Below are 13,864 nucleotides of genomic sequence, written 5' to 3'. Positions count from 1 at the left end.
CGCGTCCGCGCGAAACAGTAACGGTCCCGGCGACGGCGTCCGGAGACTCCACCCCATGCGCACCTACCGCGAACTGTTCCGGACCCCGGAGTTCTCCCCCTTCTTCGCCGCCGTCTCCGTGCAGACGGCCGCCCAGACCGCGACCGGTCTGGCGCTGGGCACCCTCGTGTACACGCGGACGGGCTCGCCCCTGCTGTCGGCCCTGGCGATGTTCGGCCCGTCGTTGGCCCAGATGGCCGGGGCGCTCACCCTGCTGTCGGCGGCGGACCGGCTGCCGCCGCGCGCCGCCCTGACCGCCCTGGCGCTGCTCTCCGCAGGGGCCGCCTGCGTCCAGGCCGCTCCCGGACTGCCGCTGTGGGCCGCGTTCGCCGTCCTGCTGGTGGTGGGCGTGGCCTCGTCACCGGGCGGGGGCGTACGGTACGGGCTGCTCAACGAGATCGTTCCGCGCGAGGGATTCCTGCTCGGCCGCTCCGTGCTGAACATGACGGGCGGCGCGATGCAGATCTGCGGGTTCGCGGTGGGCGGGCTGCTGGTCACGGTGTTCTCGGCGCCCGGCACGCTGCTGATCGGGGCGGGCCTGTACGTCGTCGCGGCGGCCGTGACCCGCTTCGGACTGACCGCCCGGCCGCCCCGGGCCACCGGCCGCCCGTCGGTCCGGGAGACGCGGCGGACGAACGCGCTGCTCTGGTCGTCCACGCCACGCCGGTACGTGTTCCTGGCGCTGTGGGTGCCCAACGGGCTCGTCGTCGGGGCCGAGTCCCTGTACGTCGCGTACGCGCCCGCGCACGCCGGGCTCCTCTTCGCCGGCGGAGCCCTGGGCATGCTGGTCGGGGACACCCTGGTCGGGCGGTTCGTCACCGCACGGTGGCGGGCGCGGCTCGGGGCCCCGCTCCGGCTGCTCCTCGCCGCGCCCTATCTGCTCTTCGCGCTGCGCCCGGAGCTGCCCCTCGCGCTGGCGGCGGTCGTCCTGGCGAGCGTGGGCTTCGCCGCGAGTCTGCTGCTCCAGGAACGGCTGATGGCCCTCACCCCGCAGGAGCTGAGCGGCCAGGCGCTCGGGCTCAGCTCCTCGGGGATGCTCGCGATGCAGGGCGTGGGGGCGGCCGTGGCGGGCGGCATCGCCCAGCTGACCTCCCCCGCGACGGGCATGGCGGCGGTCGCGGGGCTCTCCGTGGCGGTGACGCTGGTGCTGGCCCCTGGGTTGCGTGGCCGGCCCGGCGACGTGGGGGGCAGACTGCCGGTAGCGGACGGATCACCGCGAGCGTCCCGTACACCCCGCACGGAAGAGACCACATGAGCGACGAGACCAGGCCCAGCCAGAAGGAAGCCATGCTCTCCGGCGAGCTCTACCTCGCCGACGACCCGGAACTGGCGGCGGAGGCGCGGCACGCGGCCGTGCTCAGCGAGCGCTTCAACGCCACCTCGGCCGCCGACCCCGAGGCCCGGCGGGCCGCCCTCGCCGAGCTCCTCGGCGAGCTGGGCGAAGGAGTGGAGGTCCGGCCGCCGCTGCGGGTCGACTACGGCTACCAGACCACCATCGGCCCCCGGACGTTCGTCAACTTCGGCGCGGTCCTCCTGGACGTCGCCCGCATCACCATCGGCGCGGACGTCCAGATGGGCCCGAACGTCCAGCTGCTCACCCCGACCCACCCGATCGACCCCGAGCAGCGCCGCGCCAAGTGGGAGGCCGCGCAGCCGATCACCATCGGCGACAACGTCTGGCTGGGCGGCGGGGTGATCGTCTGCCCCGGGGTGACCATCGGCGAGAACACCGTGGTCGGGGCGGGGGCCGTCGTCACGAAGGACCTGCCCGCAAACGTGGTGGCGGTCGGCAACCCGGCCCGGGTGATCCGGAAGATCGGCGAGGCGGAGGCGTAACCCTCCGGCGTTACGCGACCCGCCGGGCGCGGCACTCCGGATTGCCGCGGCCCGCCACGCGCGGCACCCCCGGTGCTACGCCGCCCGCCAGGCGTCGGTGACGCACGAGACCTCGAAGTGCCACCAGCCCTCGTCCCGGCCACGGGCGAGCAGTTCCTTGACCCCGCGCAGGTCCGCGCCGCCCGGCACGGTCAGGGCGACCAGCGGGAACTCGGCGCTGAAGACCTCGCCGGTGAGCCCGTAGCCGGCGAGCCGCTCGTGCACGGCCCTGGCGTCGCGCCCGAGCGGCCCGTCCGGCAACGGCAGCACCCGTACGGTGCAGTTGCCCGAGTCGGCCACGCGGCCGACGGCCCAGTGGACCCCGTCGTCGTCCGTGCGGAACCGTACGGTCTCGCCCTCGGCGACCCCGTCCTGGAGGAAGGGCACGTTGTCCACCCGCGCGGTGTCCGGGCCGAGGCGCGTCGCCCACAACCCCTCGGTGTCGTAGGGCGGCCGGCCCTCGCGCGGGGCCAGGCGGAACCAGACCTTGATCTGATCGGCTTCACGGGGCGGGCGTTCCGGACCGGCGGGGGAACTCATGGCCCCATGGTCCCCCGCGTGCGGCACGCCCGCCTGTCCACCCCGGCGACCAGGCACGACGTCAGGTTCTGAAGCCAGGAACCACCCCCACCCCGCCACGGTCGCCAATTTCCCAACACAGGAGGCCAGTTGTTGGATTCAGGGGCATCTCCTGAGGCTCCTGATGCACACCTCTTGACGCGTACAGGCCCACGGGGGAAACATCACCGTAACGAGAGAGAGCGCTCTCCCAGGGCCTCCCCCCAAAACTCTCTCGTCCGTTCGTCGTGCACACGTACCACGACCCAGGAGACGTACCCCATGCATGCTCCCCCCACAGCACCACGCACCCGCCGCCGCACCCGGGCCCTCGGATTCGCCGCGCTCGCCGTGGCGATGCTGATGTCCGTACCCACCGCACAGACCGCCTTCGGCGAGGAGGTCCAGGCGGTGCCGGGCGGCGGCGACCTCGGTCCCAACGTCCATGTCTTCGATCCGTCGACGCCCGACATCCAGGGCAAGGTCGACGAGATCTTCAAGAAGCAGGAGTCCGATCAGTTCGGCACCGACCGCTACGCGCTGATGTTCAAGCCGGGCACGTACGACAACATCAACGCGCAGATCGGCTTCTACACACAGATCGCGGGTCTCGGGCTGAACCCGAACGACACCACGTTCAACGGCGATGTGACCGTGGACGCGGGCTGGTTCGACGGCAACGCCACCCAGAACTTCTGGCGTTCGGCGGAGAACCTGACCCTGAACCCGGTCAGCGGCACCAACCGCTGGGCGGTCTCCCAGGCGGCCCCGTTCCGCCGGATGCACGTCAAGGGCGGCCTCAACCTGGCGCCCGACGGCTACGGCTGGGCCAGCGGCGGCTACATCGCCGACAGCAAGATCGACGGCCAGGTCGGACCCTACTCCCAGCAGCAGTGGTACACCCGCGACAGCTCGGTGGGCGGCTGGGGCAACGGCGTCTGGAACATGACGTTCTCGGGCGTCGAGGGCGCACCGGCCAACAGCTTCCCGGAGCCGCCGTACACCACGCTGGACACCACGCCCATCTCCCGCGAGAAGCCGTTCCTCTATCTCGACGGCGACGACTACAAGGTCTTCGTCCCGGAGAAGCGCGAGAACGCGCGTGGCGTTTCGTGGGCCAACGGGACGCCGGCGGGCGAGTCGATCCCGCTGGACCAGTTCTACGTCGTGAAGGAGGGGGCGGACGCCGCCACCATCAACGCGGCCGTGGAGCAGGGCCTGCACCTGCTGTTCACGCCCGGCGTCTACCACATCGACGAGACGATCAACATCGACCGCGCCGACACCGTGGCGCTCGGCCTCGGCCTGGCCACGATCATCCCGGACAACGGGGTGACCGCGATCAAGGTCGGTGACGTGTCCGGTGTGAAGCTCGCGGGCCTCCTGGTCGACGCGGGTCCGGTGAACTCGGAGACGCTGATCGAGGTCGGACCCGAGAACGCCTCGGCGGACCACTCGGCGAACCCGACCTCGCTGCAGGACGTGTTCGTGCGGATCGGCGGCGCGGGCCCCGGCAAGGCGACCACGAGCATCGTCGTCAACAGCGACGACACGATCATCGACCACACCTGGGTCTGGCGTGCCGACCACGGTGAGGGCTGGGGCTGGGAGACCAACCGGGCCGACTACGGCGTCCGCGTCAACGGCGACGACGTCCTGGCCACCGGCCTGTTCGTCGAGCACTTCAACAAGTACGACGTGGAGTGGTACGGCGAGCGCGGCCGCACGATCTTCTTCCAGAACGAGAAGGCGTACGACGCCCCGAACCAGGAGGCGATCCAGAACGGCGACACGAAGGGCTACGCCGCCTACCGCGTCGACGACTCGGTCGAACAGCACGAGGGCTGGGGCATGGGCAGCTACTGCTACTACAACGTCGACCCGACGATCATCCAGGAACACGGCTTCAAGGCGCCGGTGAAACCCGGCGTGAAGTTCCACAGCCTGATCGTCGTCTCACTCGGCGGCAACGGCCAGTACGAGCACGTGATCAACGACGTCGGATCCCCCACATCCGGCCCGGACACGATCCCCTCCCAGGTCGTGAACTTCCCGTAGTCACCGACGCGGGAGTCCTACGGGAGCGGGGCCCGGCTGCTGTTGAGCGCCGGGCCCCGCTCCGCTGTCCGCGGGACAGGCCCTACCTGTGCAGAGCCACCGCTCCGTGGGCCGGGACCGTGATCGTCGCCGTGCCGTCGTCCGCGACCGTGGTCCGTTTGCCGTCGCAGGAGTCAGGGGAGGCGGCGACGACATTGCAGTACGTGCCCGCCGGCAGCGTCGTCGTGAAGGTGCGGTTCAGCTCCGCGTCGCCGTTGTTGATGGCGACGAAGCCCTCGCCCGCGCGGGCGAAGGCGAGGGCGGAGGAGCCGTCGTCCCACCAGTCGGTCAGCTCCGCGCCCGCGACGGCGTTGCGGAAGCCGACCATGCCGGTGACCGCCCGCTGGGCGTGTGTGCAGGTCCACGCTCCGGAGCCGCAGTCGGCCGCGCCGCCGTTCGGCGGGCCCGCGTCCTTGTCGGTCCAGGTGTAACCGGAGAAGACGTTCGGGGAGCCGTAGGGCGAGGCCAGCATGAAGACGTTGGCCAGGGCGTAGGCCGCGCCGTCCTTGTGGGTGAGGGTGGAGCCGTTGCGCTCGGTGTCCCAGTTGTCGACGAACGTACGGGCGGAGGCGCCCGCCAGCTTGCCGTCGGCGACCGACTTCAGGCCGGGCAGGCCGCCGCCCTGGAAGGCGGACTTGAGGTGGCCGCCGTAGCGGAACTCGTCGACGTCGCCGATCGAGGTGTACTCCTCCGGCTGGACCGCCTCTCCCCCGCCGTGGATGACCTCGGTGACCCAGAATCCCGGGTCGCCCATCTTGCCCTTGATCGCGGCGACGTCGTCGGCGGACATGTGCTTGGCGGCGTCGACGCGGAAGCCGTCGACGCCGAGCGAGCGGAGGTCGGAGAGGTAGTCGGCGATGGTCGTGCGGACGGCGTCGCTGCCGGTGTCCAGGTCGGCGAGGCCGACCAGTTCGCAGTTCTGGACGTCGCCGCGGTCGCCGTAGTTCGCGATGTCCTTGCGACAGGTGTGGAAGTCCTGGTCCTGGAACGTGCCGGGGTAGTCGTACTTGGTGTACGACGTGCCGCCCGTCCCGGTGCCGGAGCCGGCGGCCATGTGGTTGATCACCGCGTCGGCGACGACCTTGACCCCGGCGGCGTGGCAGCTGTCCACCATCGCGGCGAAGGATTCCCGGTCACCGAGACGGCCGGCGATCCGGTAGCTGACCGGCTGGTACGAGGTCCACCACTGGTCGCCCTGGATGTGCTCGGTGGCGGGTGAGACCTCGACGTAGCCGTAGCCGGCCGGGCCGAGGGTGTCGGTGCAGGCGGTGGCCACCGCGTCGTACTTCCACTCGAAGAGGGTGGCGGTGACGGTCTTCTCGCCCGGTGGGGTCGCCTGGGAGGGCCAGGGGGCGAGGGCGGTGAGGCCTCCGGCGGCGAGCAGGCCCGCCAGGGTTGCGCGTGCGGCGCGGGAACTCAATTGCGGCTCCTTCGGTCGCGGGTACGGGCGTTCGCCCGAGCCCGACGTGGGCAGCCACGCGCCTGGCTGCCGTGGGGGGAGTTCGGAGCCTGCCCGTTCGGAAATGGACACGTCAAGGCGCTTGCAACAGTTTCCGGATTGTTTCTGAAAGTTCTTACGAAGTGAGGGAGTTGGGGAGACGGGGAGACGCCGCGGGCTCCCGGCACCCGTGTGCCGCCGACGACTCCGCCCCCGGCCGGAGGCGTTCCCGGGCGGGGGCGGAGGGTGGAGCGCTGTCCGGTCCGGGGGTCAGCCCTGGCCGGTCAGGTCGATGGTGACCGTGCGCTCGGCGGGGGTCTTCCCGGCCAGGGCGGTCTTCATCGCCTGGGCCACGTCGTCCGCGCCGACCGGGTGCTCCTTGCCGTCGCCCTTGACCGCCATGATGCCGTCGAAGACGCCGTCCAGGAGCTTGTCGATCGCCTGCTTGTCGTAGACGTCGACCAGCCGGCCGTCCACGGGCTTCATGGAGAGGATCTGCGGCAGCGACCGGGCCGGGCCGAACTGGATCTCCTTGGGGCCGGCCTTGATGGTGATCAGGCCGGACATCGCGGGCTCGGCGAACTCCTTCATCGCCCGGTCCAGTTCGGTCTTGGTGATGGTGGGCTCGCTGGTGGTGACGGGGAGTTCGACCAGCCGAGCCTGCCCGGTCTGCACCTGGGCGCGGTAGGCGTCCCGGACCGAGATCAGGGACTGGCCGGCGTCCAGCGTCTTGCCCGGCTTGCCCGGCACCGCCACGGCCTTGTTCGGCTCGAAGCGGATCGTGCCGTCACTGGCCGAGCCGGAAGCGCCGGCCAGGTCGGTCAGGGCCACACCGAGCTTCTCCTCGTCGACCGGGATCACCGGGTCGGCGGGACGTTCCCCGCCGAACAGCGAACCGATCACCGAGACGGGGTTGTAGTCGCTGCCCGCCGCGCCGCGCACGGTCTCCTGGCTGTCCAGGGTGAGACCGGCCTTCTCGGGGTCGAGCTTCTCCTCCTTGCCGTCCACCGACAGCGTCAGGGGCGTCTTGGCCCGCTCCCCGAGGGCGGCGTCGAGCTTGGTGACCGCCTCCTCCTTCGTGCCGCCGCCGATGTCGACGCCGAGCACCGTGGTGCCCTTGGGGACCTCGGAGTGGTTCAGCAGGAGACCTGCCCCGTACGCGATGCCGAGCAGCACGACCACGGCCACCCCGAGGAGGACCAGCTTGGAGCGGCCCTTCTTCGCGGGGGCGGGGGCGGCGGCCTGGGACGCGAGACGCGGGGCGGCCGGGCCGGGCGTGGGAACACCGGGTCCGCCCGGACCGCCGGAGCCGCCCAGAGGTCCGCCGGCCACCGGGCCGCCGGGGCCGCCCGGGAACGTGGCGCGGGGCTCGCTGGGCACCACGGGGATGCCGCTGGTGAGCGTGTCGCCCGAGACATGGCCGCCGGGACCGGGCTCGGGCGCCGGGGCCTGCGGCGTGAGGATCGCGGTGTCGTCGGACATCCGGGGCGGTACGCCGCCGGGGACGCCCGGGACCATCGGGCCGGGGCCGCCGAGGCCCGGGACGCCGTCGAGGTTCGGGGTCAGCGAGGAGCTGCCGGTGACCGGTCCCGTGGTGGGGCCGGACGGGCCGGACGGGCCGGGCGGACGCACCCCGAGGCCGGGGGTGGAACGCGGGCCCCCGCCGGGGGGCTCCGTGCCGCCGTAGCTGTCGAGCGCGCTGCGGCCGGGGCCGGGCGCGCCCGGTCCGCCGCCGGGCTGCGGGGCGTCCGAGAAGTACGGCAGGTCGGGGCGCGAGCGGCCCGCGTCGCCGTCGGACCCGCCACCGGGGCCCCCGGGGCCGCCCGCGCTCGGGCCGGGGCCCTGGGCGCCGCCGGGGCCGGAAGGAGCGCCGCCGGGGGCGTCGGGCGCACCGGTGCCCTGAGCGGCTGCTCCCGGCCCGGTGGCCGGGGTCCTGCGCGGGGCGAACCAGTCGCTGCCGCTCTTCTCCCGGGCCGGCTTCTCACCGGGCGTCGGGTCGGCGGCGGGGCCGCCGTCCCGGGGCCGGTCCGCGGCCGCCGCGCCGTTCGGGCCCGCGGAATGGTCCGCGGGTCCGGCTCCGGGCGCGGGCGGCGGCGTGCCGGGGCGCGGGGTGGCGCCGGTGCGCTCCGCGTCGGAACGGCCGCCGGCGATGTCGCTCTCCGCCATCGGCGTACGCATCACGACCGGTGGGATGGGACGCGACCCGGGGATGTTGATCCGGATGCGCGTCGTCAGCGTCGTCTCGGTCTTCGGTTCCTCGGGCCGGGGCGGAGCCACGGATTCCGGGTTCTCGTCAGAGCCGTCCTGCGACGGGTGGAGCGACGGATACTGGCGGGATCCGTACGGCGGCGTACCCGAGGGATACGCGGCTCCGCCGCGGCCCTGGGGCCCGGAGGACGAACTGTCAGTTTCACGACTCAAAGCAGGTTCTCCCGATTGGCTCCGCCGCCCGTACTTCCCCCATGCCGCAGGCCAGGGGACGGCTCGGCGCGCGCACCACCATACTGGCCGCCGCCGTCGGACACTCCGCGACCGGGTGAAACCTCCACCTGTGCATCACACCTGTGGGGGTCTTTCCCGACCCGGACTTGGCACTTCACGTGCCGGACCGGCCGTTGTGGATGGCTGATTGCGGCACTTTGGAGGTGGTGGCGCACATCACAGCGGCGGCCGTCCCGCCGAGCATGAACAGCACCAGGCCGAGTTCGTCGCCGAAGACGTAGTCGCCCTCCGGGCGCCCGTTCAGCAGGAGGAACACCGTGATGAACCAGCCTCCCGCCGGGGCGAGCGCGCCGATCTGGGTGCGGGTCAGGATCCGGCCGCCGTAGAAGAGGCCCGCGGCGGCGGCCAGCGCGATGATCAACCCGCCCGGGAACCAAGCGGCTTGGACGAGTGCGCCGGCGATCGCTACCAGGACGCCGAGGACGGCGAGGCCCGAGTAGGCGGCGATCCGGGCCGGGTTCGGCCGGGCCGCGAAACCGGTGGGCTCGGCCTCCCTGGGCGGCGCGTTCCGCCGCGGCGCGGGGGAGGAACCGGCGCGGCCACGGCCCTTGCCCGGGTTCCCGCTCACGCTGTGCCCCCCGTGGCGTCCGAGGCGCCCGAAGCACCCGAGGCACCCGAGGCACCTGTGGTGCCTGTGGCGTCCGTGACGTCCGTGGCTCCCCTGGCGTCCGTGGCGGACGGCAGGCCCGCGAAGAGGTCGCTCTCGCGCTCCTCCTCGGGCGCGCCCGGTACGCCCCGCACCAGTTGGTAGTACTCGGTCGTCAGCAGGGGCTGCCCGAGGTCGTTGGAGAGGGCGAAGAACGGGCCGTCGACCGCGATCTGGGTGGCGTGGGCGCGCATCGCCGCCGACTTGGCCCCGGTGTACGCCGATCCGTCGATCTCCGCGGTGATCCGCTCCCCGTCGGTCACGCCCGGGACGTCGTCCACGGAGGCGATGCCGGGGAAGGCGCCGGGGGCGGTGGTGCGCAGCCGCTCGAAGCCGGCCTCGGCCACGGCGCGCTCCACCCGGTTCCAGTAGATCTTCGCGACGGCGTGCGGCGCGTCGGAGCCGTACGCCGGGTCGGCGGCCAGGTCGGCGGCGCGCATCGCGACGCGGTGGGCCTGGATGTGGTCGGGGTGGCCGTAGCCGCCGTCCGGGTCATAGGTGACCAGGACCTGGGGGCGGACCTCGCGGATCACCTCGACGAGGTGGGCCGCCGCCTCGTCCACCGGGGTGGACCAGAAGGAGCCGGGGCGGCCGTTCTGCTCAGCGCCCATCATTCCGGAGTCCCGGTAGCGGCCGGCCCCGCCGAGGAAGCGGTGGTCGTCGACGCCGAGCTCCTTCATCGCCGCGGCCAGCTCGCCGACGCGGTGGGGGCCCAGCGCGTCGTCCCGGTCGGCGGTGAGGCGGGCGAGCGCGGGCGGGATGACCTCGCCCTCCTCGCCGAGCGTGCACGTCACCAGGGTGACGTGGGCGCCCTCGGCCGCATACCTGGCCATGGTGGCGCCGTTGTTGATCGACTCGTCGTCGGGGTGCGCGTGCACCAGCAGCAGACGGCGGGCGGGGAGGTCCTTCATGGGGACCACCCTACGAGCCCGGAGGCCCCCCGTGCCCCCGCGCCCCTGTGCCCCGCGCCTCCTCGGCTCCCGGGGTCAGAACTTGATGCTGCTGATCATCCCCGCCACGTTGGTCGTCAGATCGGAGATGGTCGGTGCGATGGACGAGCTCGCGATGTAGAACCCGAGCAGCATGCAGACCACCGCGTGTCCCCCCTTCAGCCCGGATTTCCGGATCAGCAGGAAGACGATGATCGCCAGCAGCACTACCGCCGAAATCGAGAGCGCCACGGCGGTTCACCTCCATCAGTACGGTCGGGACAGGAGCACACGCGGAGCCAGCAGGTTCCTACCCACCGAGCGCTACGGATCATAACTATCCGTGCCAACGCATTGATCGGGGCACAGCAGCACGAGGGGCGCACGAACCGCGCCGCGCAGCGGAGTTCGGAGCTAAGTTCGGAGCCATGACCTCGCAGAAGCTGTCCTTTCCCCGCCAGCAAGCACGGACCCAGCGCTTCACTCTCGGCGCACCTCGCTCCTTCACCGTCTCACCGGATGAGACACGCGTGATCTTCCTCCGGTCGATGTCCGGAACGGACCGCACCAGCCGTCTCTGGGTCCTCGACCCGGCGACCGGCGAGGAGCGCGTCGCCGCCGATCCCGAAGTCCTGCTGGGCGGTGCGGCGGAGAAGCTGTCGGCGCAGGAGCGGGCCCGGCGCGAGCGGACCCGGGAGGGTTCGTCGGGCATCGTCTCCTACGCGGTGGACGCGGCCGCGGAGTTGGCCGCGTTCGCCCTGTCCGGAAAGGTGTACGTGGCCGAACTGCGGGCCGGGACCGCGCGGGCGCTGCCGGTGCCGGGCCCGGTGATCGACCCCCGCCCGTCCCCCGACGGCCGGCACATCGCGTACGTGGCCAAGGGCGCGCTGCGGGTCGTGGGCGCGGGGGGCGAGGGTGACCGGGCGCTGGCCGAGCCGGAGAACTCCCATGTCACCTACGGTCTGGCCGAGTTCATCGCGGCCGAGGAGATGCACCGCTACCGGGGTTTCTGGTGGTCGCCGGAGTCGGACCGGCTGCTGGTCGCGCGGGCCGACGACAGCCCCGTACAGCGGTGGTACATCGCCGATCCCGCGCATCCCGAGCGTCGGCCCGCCGAGATCGCCTACCCGGCGGCGGGCACGCCCAACGCCGAGGTGCGGCTCTTCGTCATGGACCTGGAGGGGGCCCGTACCGAAGTGGTCTGGGACCGGGCCGCGTTCCCGTACCTGGCCCAGGTGCACTGGTCATCCGCGGGTGCTCCGCTGCTGCTGGTCCAGGCCCGGGACCAGCGCAGCCAGCGGTATCTGGCGGTGGACCCGGAGACCGGTGCGACCCGGATCGTGCATGTCGACGAGGACCCGGTGTGGCTGGATCTGTTCCCCGGGGTGCCCGCGTGGGCGCCGGACGGGCGGCTGGTGCGGATCGTCGACGAGGGCGGCGCGCGGGTGCTGGCGGTCGGGGACCGGCTGCTCACCGGGTCGCAGCTGCACGTCCAGTCGGTGCTGGACATCGGGGAGTCCGACATTCTGGTCTCGGCGGTGGCCGGTGAGGACGCGGTCGAGCCGGAGATCGGGCAGATCCATGTGTACCGGGTGAACGAGCTGGGAATCGAGCGGATTTCCGAAGGGGTGGGTGTGCACTCCGCGGTCCGCTCGGGTGGTCTCGCGGTCCTGGTCTCGGCCGTTCCCGAGGAGCCCGGGGCCGCAGCGTGGGTGGTGCGGGACGGCAAGCGGCTGGCCCGGATCCCGAGTTCGGCCCAGGAGCCGGTGCTCTCCGCCCGCGTGACGCTCACCGAGGGGGGCGCACGGCGGATTCCGTGCGCCGTCCTGCTCCCCTCGGACTACCAGGAGGCGGATGGTCCCCTTCCGGTCCTGATGGATCCGTACGGTGGTCCGCACGGCCGCCGGGTGGTCGCCGCCCACAACGCTCACCTGACCTCGCAGTGGTTCGCGGACCAGGGCTTCGCGGTGGTCGTGGCGGACGGGCGGGGCGCGCCGGGCCGCTCGCCGGGCTGGGAGAAGGCGGTGCGGGACAACCTCGTGATGACGATGGAGGACCAGGTCGAGGCGTTGCACGGGCTCGCCGGGCGGTTCCCGCTCGACCTGTCCCGGGTGGCGATCCGCGGCTGGTCCTTCGGCGGCTATCTGGCGGGGCTCGCGGTGCTGCGGCGGCCCGACGTGTTCCACGCGGCGGTGGTGGGCGCTCCGGTGACGGACCAGCGGCTGTACGACACCCATTACACCGAGCGCTATCTCGGCGACCCGGCGACGCGGCCCGAGGTGTACGCGTACAACTCGCTGCTCACCGACGACGGTCTCTCCGAGCCCGCCGCCGAGGTCCGGCCCATGATGATCGTGCACGGCCTGGCCGACGACAACGTGGTGGTCGCCCACGCCCTGCGGTTGTCCTCGGCACTGCTGGCCGCCGGGCGTCCGCACGAGGTGCTGCCGCTGAGCGGGGTGACGCACATGACGCCGCAGGAGCAGGTCGCGGAGAACCTGCTCCTGCTCCAGGTGGACTTCCTCAAGCGGTCGCTGGGGCTGACCGGAGCCTGAGCCACCCCGTGCTCCCGCCGCCCCGGCTCACCAGCGCGGCGGCGGGGAGGAGGGCGGGGGCCCGAAGCCGCAGCCCTGCGGGGGTCCGAAGCCGCCGCCCTGCGGGGGTCCGAAGCCGGGGGCGGGGGCGGGCGGCTGACCGGGCGCCCCGGGCGGCGGGTAGCCCGGGGGCTGGACGCCCCAGGGGCCGGCGCCGCCCCACGGTCCCTGGCGGCCGCCGGGGGCCCGCTGGACGCCCTTGCGGGCGAGGAGGACGAGCACCACCGGCCCGACGAGGAGCGAGGAGACGAAGCTCAGCAGATTGAGCTGCGCCTCGAAGTCCAGGTCGGTGAACCGCTCGTACAGCTCGAAGTCGATGATGCGCGCCATGCCGAGCACACCGGAGGAGAACACGAACCCGCCCGCGATCAGGCCGAGCGGTCGCGCGTGGACCGCTCCGACGACCGCACCGATCGCCGCCACCAGCGCCATCAGGATGATCGCCCCGGTGATCCAGCCGGGTGGCCCCTCGGTCACCGGGGTGTTCAGGGGCGGGCCGCCGATGAACCACGCGGGATAGAGCCCGGACGGGTAGAGGAACGTCTGCCGGATCTCCCAGGCGGTGAAGATCACCGCCTGGAGACCGAGGAGCAGGAAGACGGCCACCCCGGTGCCGCGCCCCGGACCGGCGGGGCGTTCCGCGCCCTCCGGCGGGGGGCGGCGGCCCGCCGCCCCCACCACGATCAGCGCGAGCCCGGCCGCGAGTGCGGCGTACGTGGTGAGCAGGGCCCGGTCGCGGAGGTCCTGGGGGGCCGCGGCGTCGGCGATCGTCCAGACGCCGGGCAGCCGCAGGACGAAGGTGACGACGCCGGTGACGATCAGGACCGAAGCGGCGGCGGCGGACCGGAGCGCCGCCACAGCGGCGGCGGCATAGGCCAGCAGCAGGACGAAACTGGTGGCCGTCGTGGTGGGTTGCGCCACGCCCCGGAGGGTCGTGAAGCCCGACCAGTAGTCCCAGACGGGTCCCGGCCCGTCGACGGCCCGGACGTCCCTCACCAGCCAGGCGATGATGAGTAGTGCAGGCACCGCGCACAGAACGGCGCCGGTGATTCTTGCTCCCCGTGTAAGTGTCACCCGCTGATACTCCATTGCCCCGAACGGATGAACAAGGCGTTCAGAGGGCGGGGCGGTCCCGGCGGGCGACCGGCCGGAGCGACAAGACGACGCTCCGGCCGGACCACGGCAC

11 protein-coding genes are annotated in these 13,864 nt (G+C 72.7%); 4 read left to right on the top strand and 7 right to left on the bottom strand.

The features are described 5' to 3' along the window. Positions 1 to 55: 55 nt before the first annotated feature. Positions 56 to 1,294: an MFS transporter gene (locus ACIQRW_RS20050; RefSeq protein ID WP_403761948.1), complete on the top strand. Its 1,239-nt coding sequence runs from the start codon at positions 56 to 58 to the stop codon at positions 1,292 to 1,294. Then, positions 1,291 to 1,875, top strand: a complete 585-nt coding sequence (locus tag ACIQRW_RS20045) for a sugar O-acetyltransferase (RefSeq protein WP_403761945.1) — start codon at positions 1,291 to 1,293, stop codon at positions 1,873 to 1,875. The genes ACIQRW_RS20050 and ACIQRW_RS20045 overlap by 4 nt, the downstream gene beginning before the upstream one ends. A gap of 75 nt (positions 1,876 to 1,950) precedes the next feature. On the opposite strand, the gene ACIQRW_RS20040 is transcribed toward ACIQRW_RS20045, so the two are convergent. After that, complete coding sequence (locus ACIQRW_RS20040) at positions 1,951 to 2,454, bottom strand: DUF4265 domain-containing protein (protein ID WP_403761942.1); 504 nt, start codon at positions 2,452 to 2,454, stop codon at positions 1,951 to 1,953. Between the two features lie 300 nt (positions 2,455 to 2,754). On the opposite strand from ACIQRW_RS20040, the gene ACIQRW_RS20035 reads away from it, so the two are divergent. Beyond that, entirely contained in the window at positions 2,755 to 4,530 is a 1,776-nt protein-coding gene (locus ACIQRW_RS20035; protein WP_403761939.1) for a coagulation factor 5/8 type domain-containing protein, read from the top strand. Between the two features lie 82 nt (positions 4,531 to 4,612). On the opposite strand, the gene ACIQRW_RS20030 is transcribed toward ACIQRW_RS20035, so the two are convergent. The 5 genes from ACIQRW_RS20030 to ACIQRW_RS20010 form a co-directional block, all read right to left on the bottom strand. Then, complete coding sequence (locus ACIQRW_RS20030; protein ID WP_403761936.1) at positions 4,613 to 5,989, bottom strand: alpha-amylase family protein; 1,377 nt, start codon at positions 5,987 to 5,989, stop codon at positions 4,613 to 4,615. Positions 5,990 to 6,277: 288 nt separating this feature from the next. Beyond that, on the bottom strand, positions 6,278 to 8,428 hold the full coding sequence (locus ACIQRW_RS20025; RefSeq protein WP_403761933.1) for a hypothetical protein: 2,151 nt from the start codon (positions 8,426 to 8,428) through the stop codon (positions 6,278 to 6,280). A gap of 175 nt (positions 8,429 to 8,603) precedes the next feature. Continuing rightward, a complete protein-coding gene (locus ACIQRW_RS20020; RefSeq protein ID WP_403761930.1) occupies positions 8,604 to 9,077 on the bottom strand; it encodes a DUF6113 family protein in 474 nt (157 codons plus the stop codon). Further along, the gene (mshB, locus tag ACIQRW_RS20015; RefSeq protein ID WP_403761927.1) at positions 9,074 to 10,066 is read right to left on the bottom strand and encodes an N-acetyl-1-D-myo-inositol-2-amino-2-deoxy-alpha-D-glucopyranoside deacetylase; all 993 of its coding nucleotides are present in this window, start codon (positions 10,064 to 10,066) and stop codon (positions 9,074 to 9,076) included. The genes ACIQRW_RS20020 and mshB overlap by 4 nt, the downstream gene beginning before the upstream one ends. Positions 10,067 to 10,141: 75 nt before the next feature. Further along, positions 10,142 to 10,336: a hypothetical protein gene (locus ACIQRW_RS20010; protein ID WP_010063247.1), complete on the bottom strand. Its 195-nt coding sequence runs from the start codon at positions 10,334 to 10,336 to the stop codon at positions 10,142 to 10,144. A 176-nt stretch (positions 10,337 to 10,512) separates the two neighbouring features. Between ACIQRW_RS20010 and ACIQRW_RS20005 the strand changes: the two genes are divergently transcribed. Continuing rightward, positions 10,513 to 12,639: a prolyl oligopeptidase family serine peptidase gene (locus ACIQRW_RS20005; RefSeq protein WP_403761924.1), complete on the top strand. Its 2,127-nt coding sequence runs from the start codon at positions 10,513 to 10,515 to the stop codon at positions 12,637 to 12,639. A gap of 27 nt (positions 12,640 to 12,666) precedes the next feature. On the opposite strand, the gene ACIQRW_RS20000 is transcribed toward ACIQRW_RS20005, so the two are convergent. Next, on the bottom strand, positions 12,667 to 13,704 hold the full coding sequence (locus ACIQRW_RS20000) for a hypothetical protein (RefSeq protein WP_403761921.1): 1,038 nt from the start codon (positions 13,702 to 13,704) through the stop codon (positions 12,667 to 12,669). Positions 13,705 to 13,864 lie beyond the last annotated feature (160 nt).

Source organism: Streptomyces sp. NPDC091287 (genome assembly GCF_044768525.1).
Classification (GTDB): domain Bacteria; phylum Actinomycetota; class Actinomycetes; order Streptomycetales; family Streptomycetaceae; genus Streptomyces.
Note: the sequence above shows the minus strand (reverse complement) of the source record. Positions and strands in the feature narration are given on the sequence as shown.

Bases quoted from the DNA above. Each gene is read 5' to 3' on its own strand.
- ACIQRW_RS20050 (WP_403761948.1), top strand. From the start codon at position 56: ATGCGCACCTACCGCGAACTGTTCCGGACCCCGGAGTTCTCCCCCTTC.
- ACIQRW_RS20045 (WP_403761945.1), top strand. From the start codon at position 1,291: ATGAGCGACGAGACCAGGCCCAGCCAGAAGGAAGCCATGCTCTCCGGC.
- ACIQRW_RS20040 (WP_403761942.1), bottom strand. From the start codon at position 2,454: ATGAGTTCCCCCGCCGGTCCGGAACGCCCGCCCCGTGAAGCCGATCAG.
- ACIQRW_RS20035 (WP_403761939.1), top strand. From the start codon at position 2,755: ATGCATGCTCCCCCCACAGCACCACGCACCCGCCGCCGCACCCGGGCC.
- mshB (WP_403761927.1), bottom strand. From the start codon at position 10,066: ATGAAGGACCTCCCCGCCCGCCGTCTGCTGCTGGTGCACGCGCACCCC.
- ACIQRW_RS20005 (WP_403761924.1), top strand. From the start codon at position 10,513: ATGACCTCGCAGAAGCTGTCCTTTCCCCGCCAGCAAGCACGGACCCAG.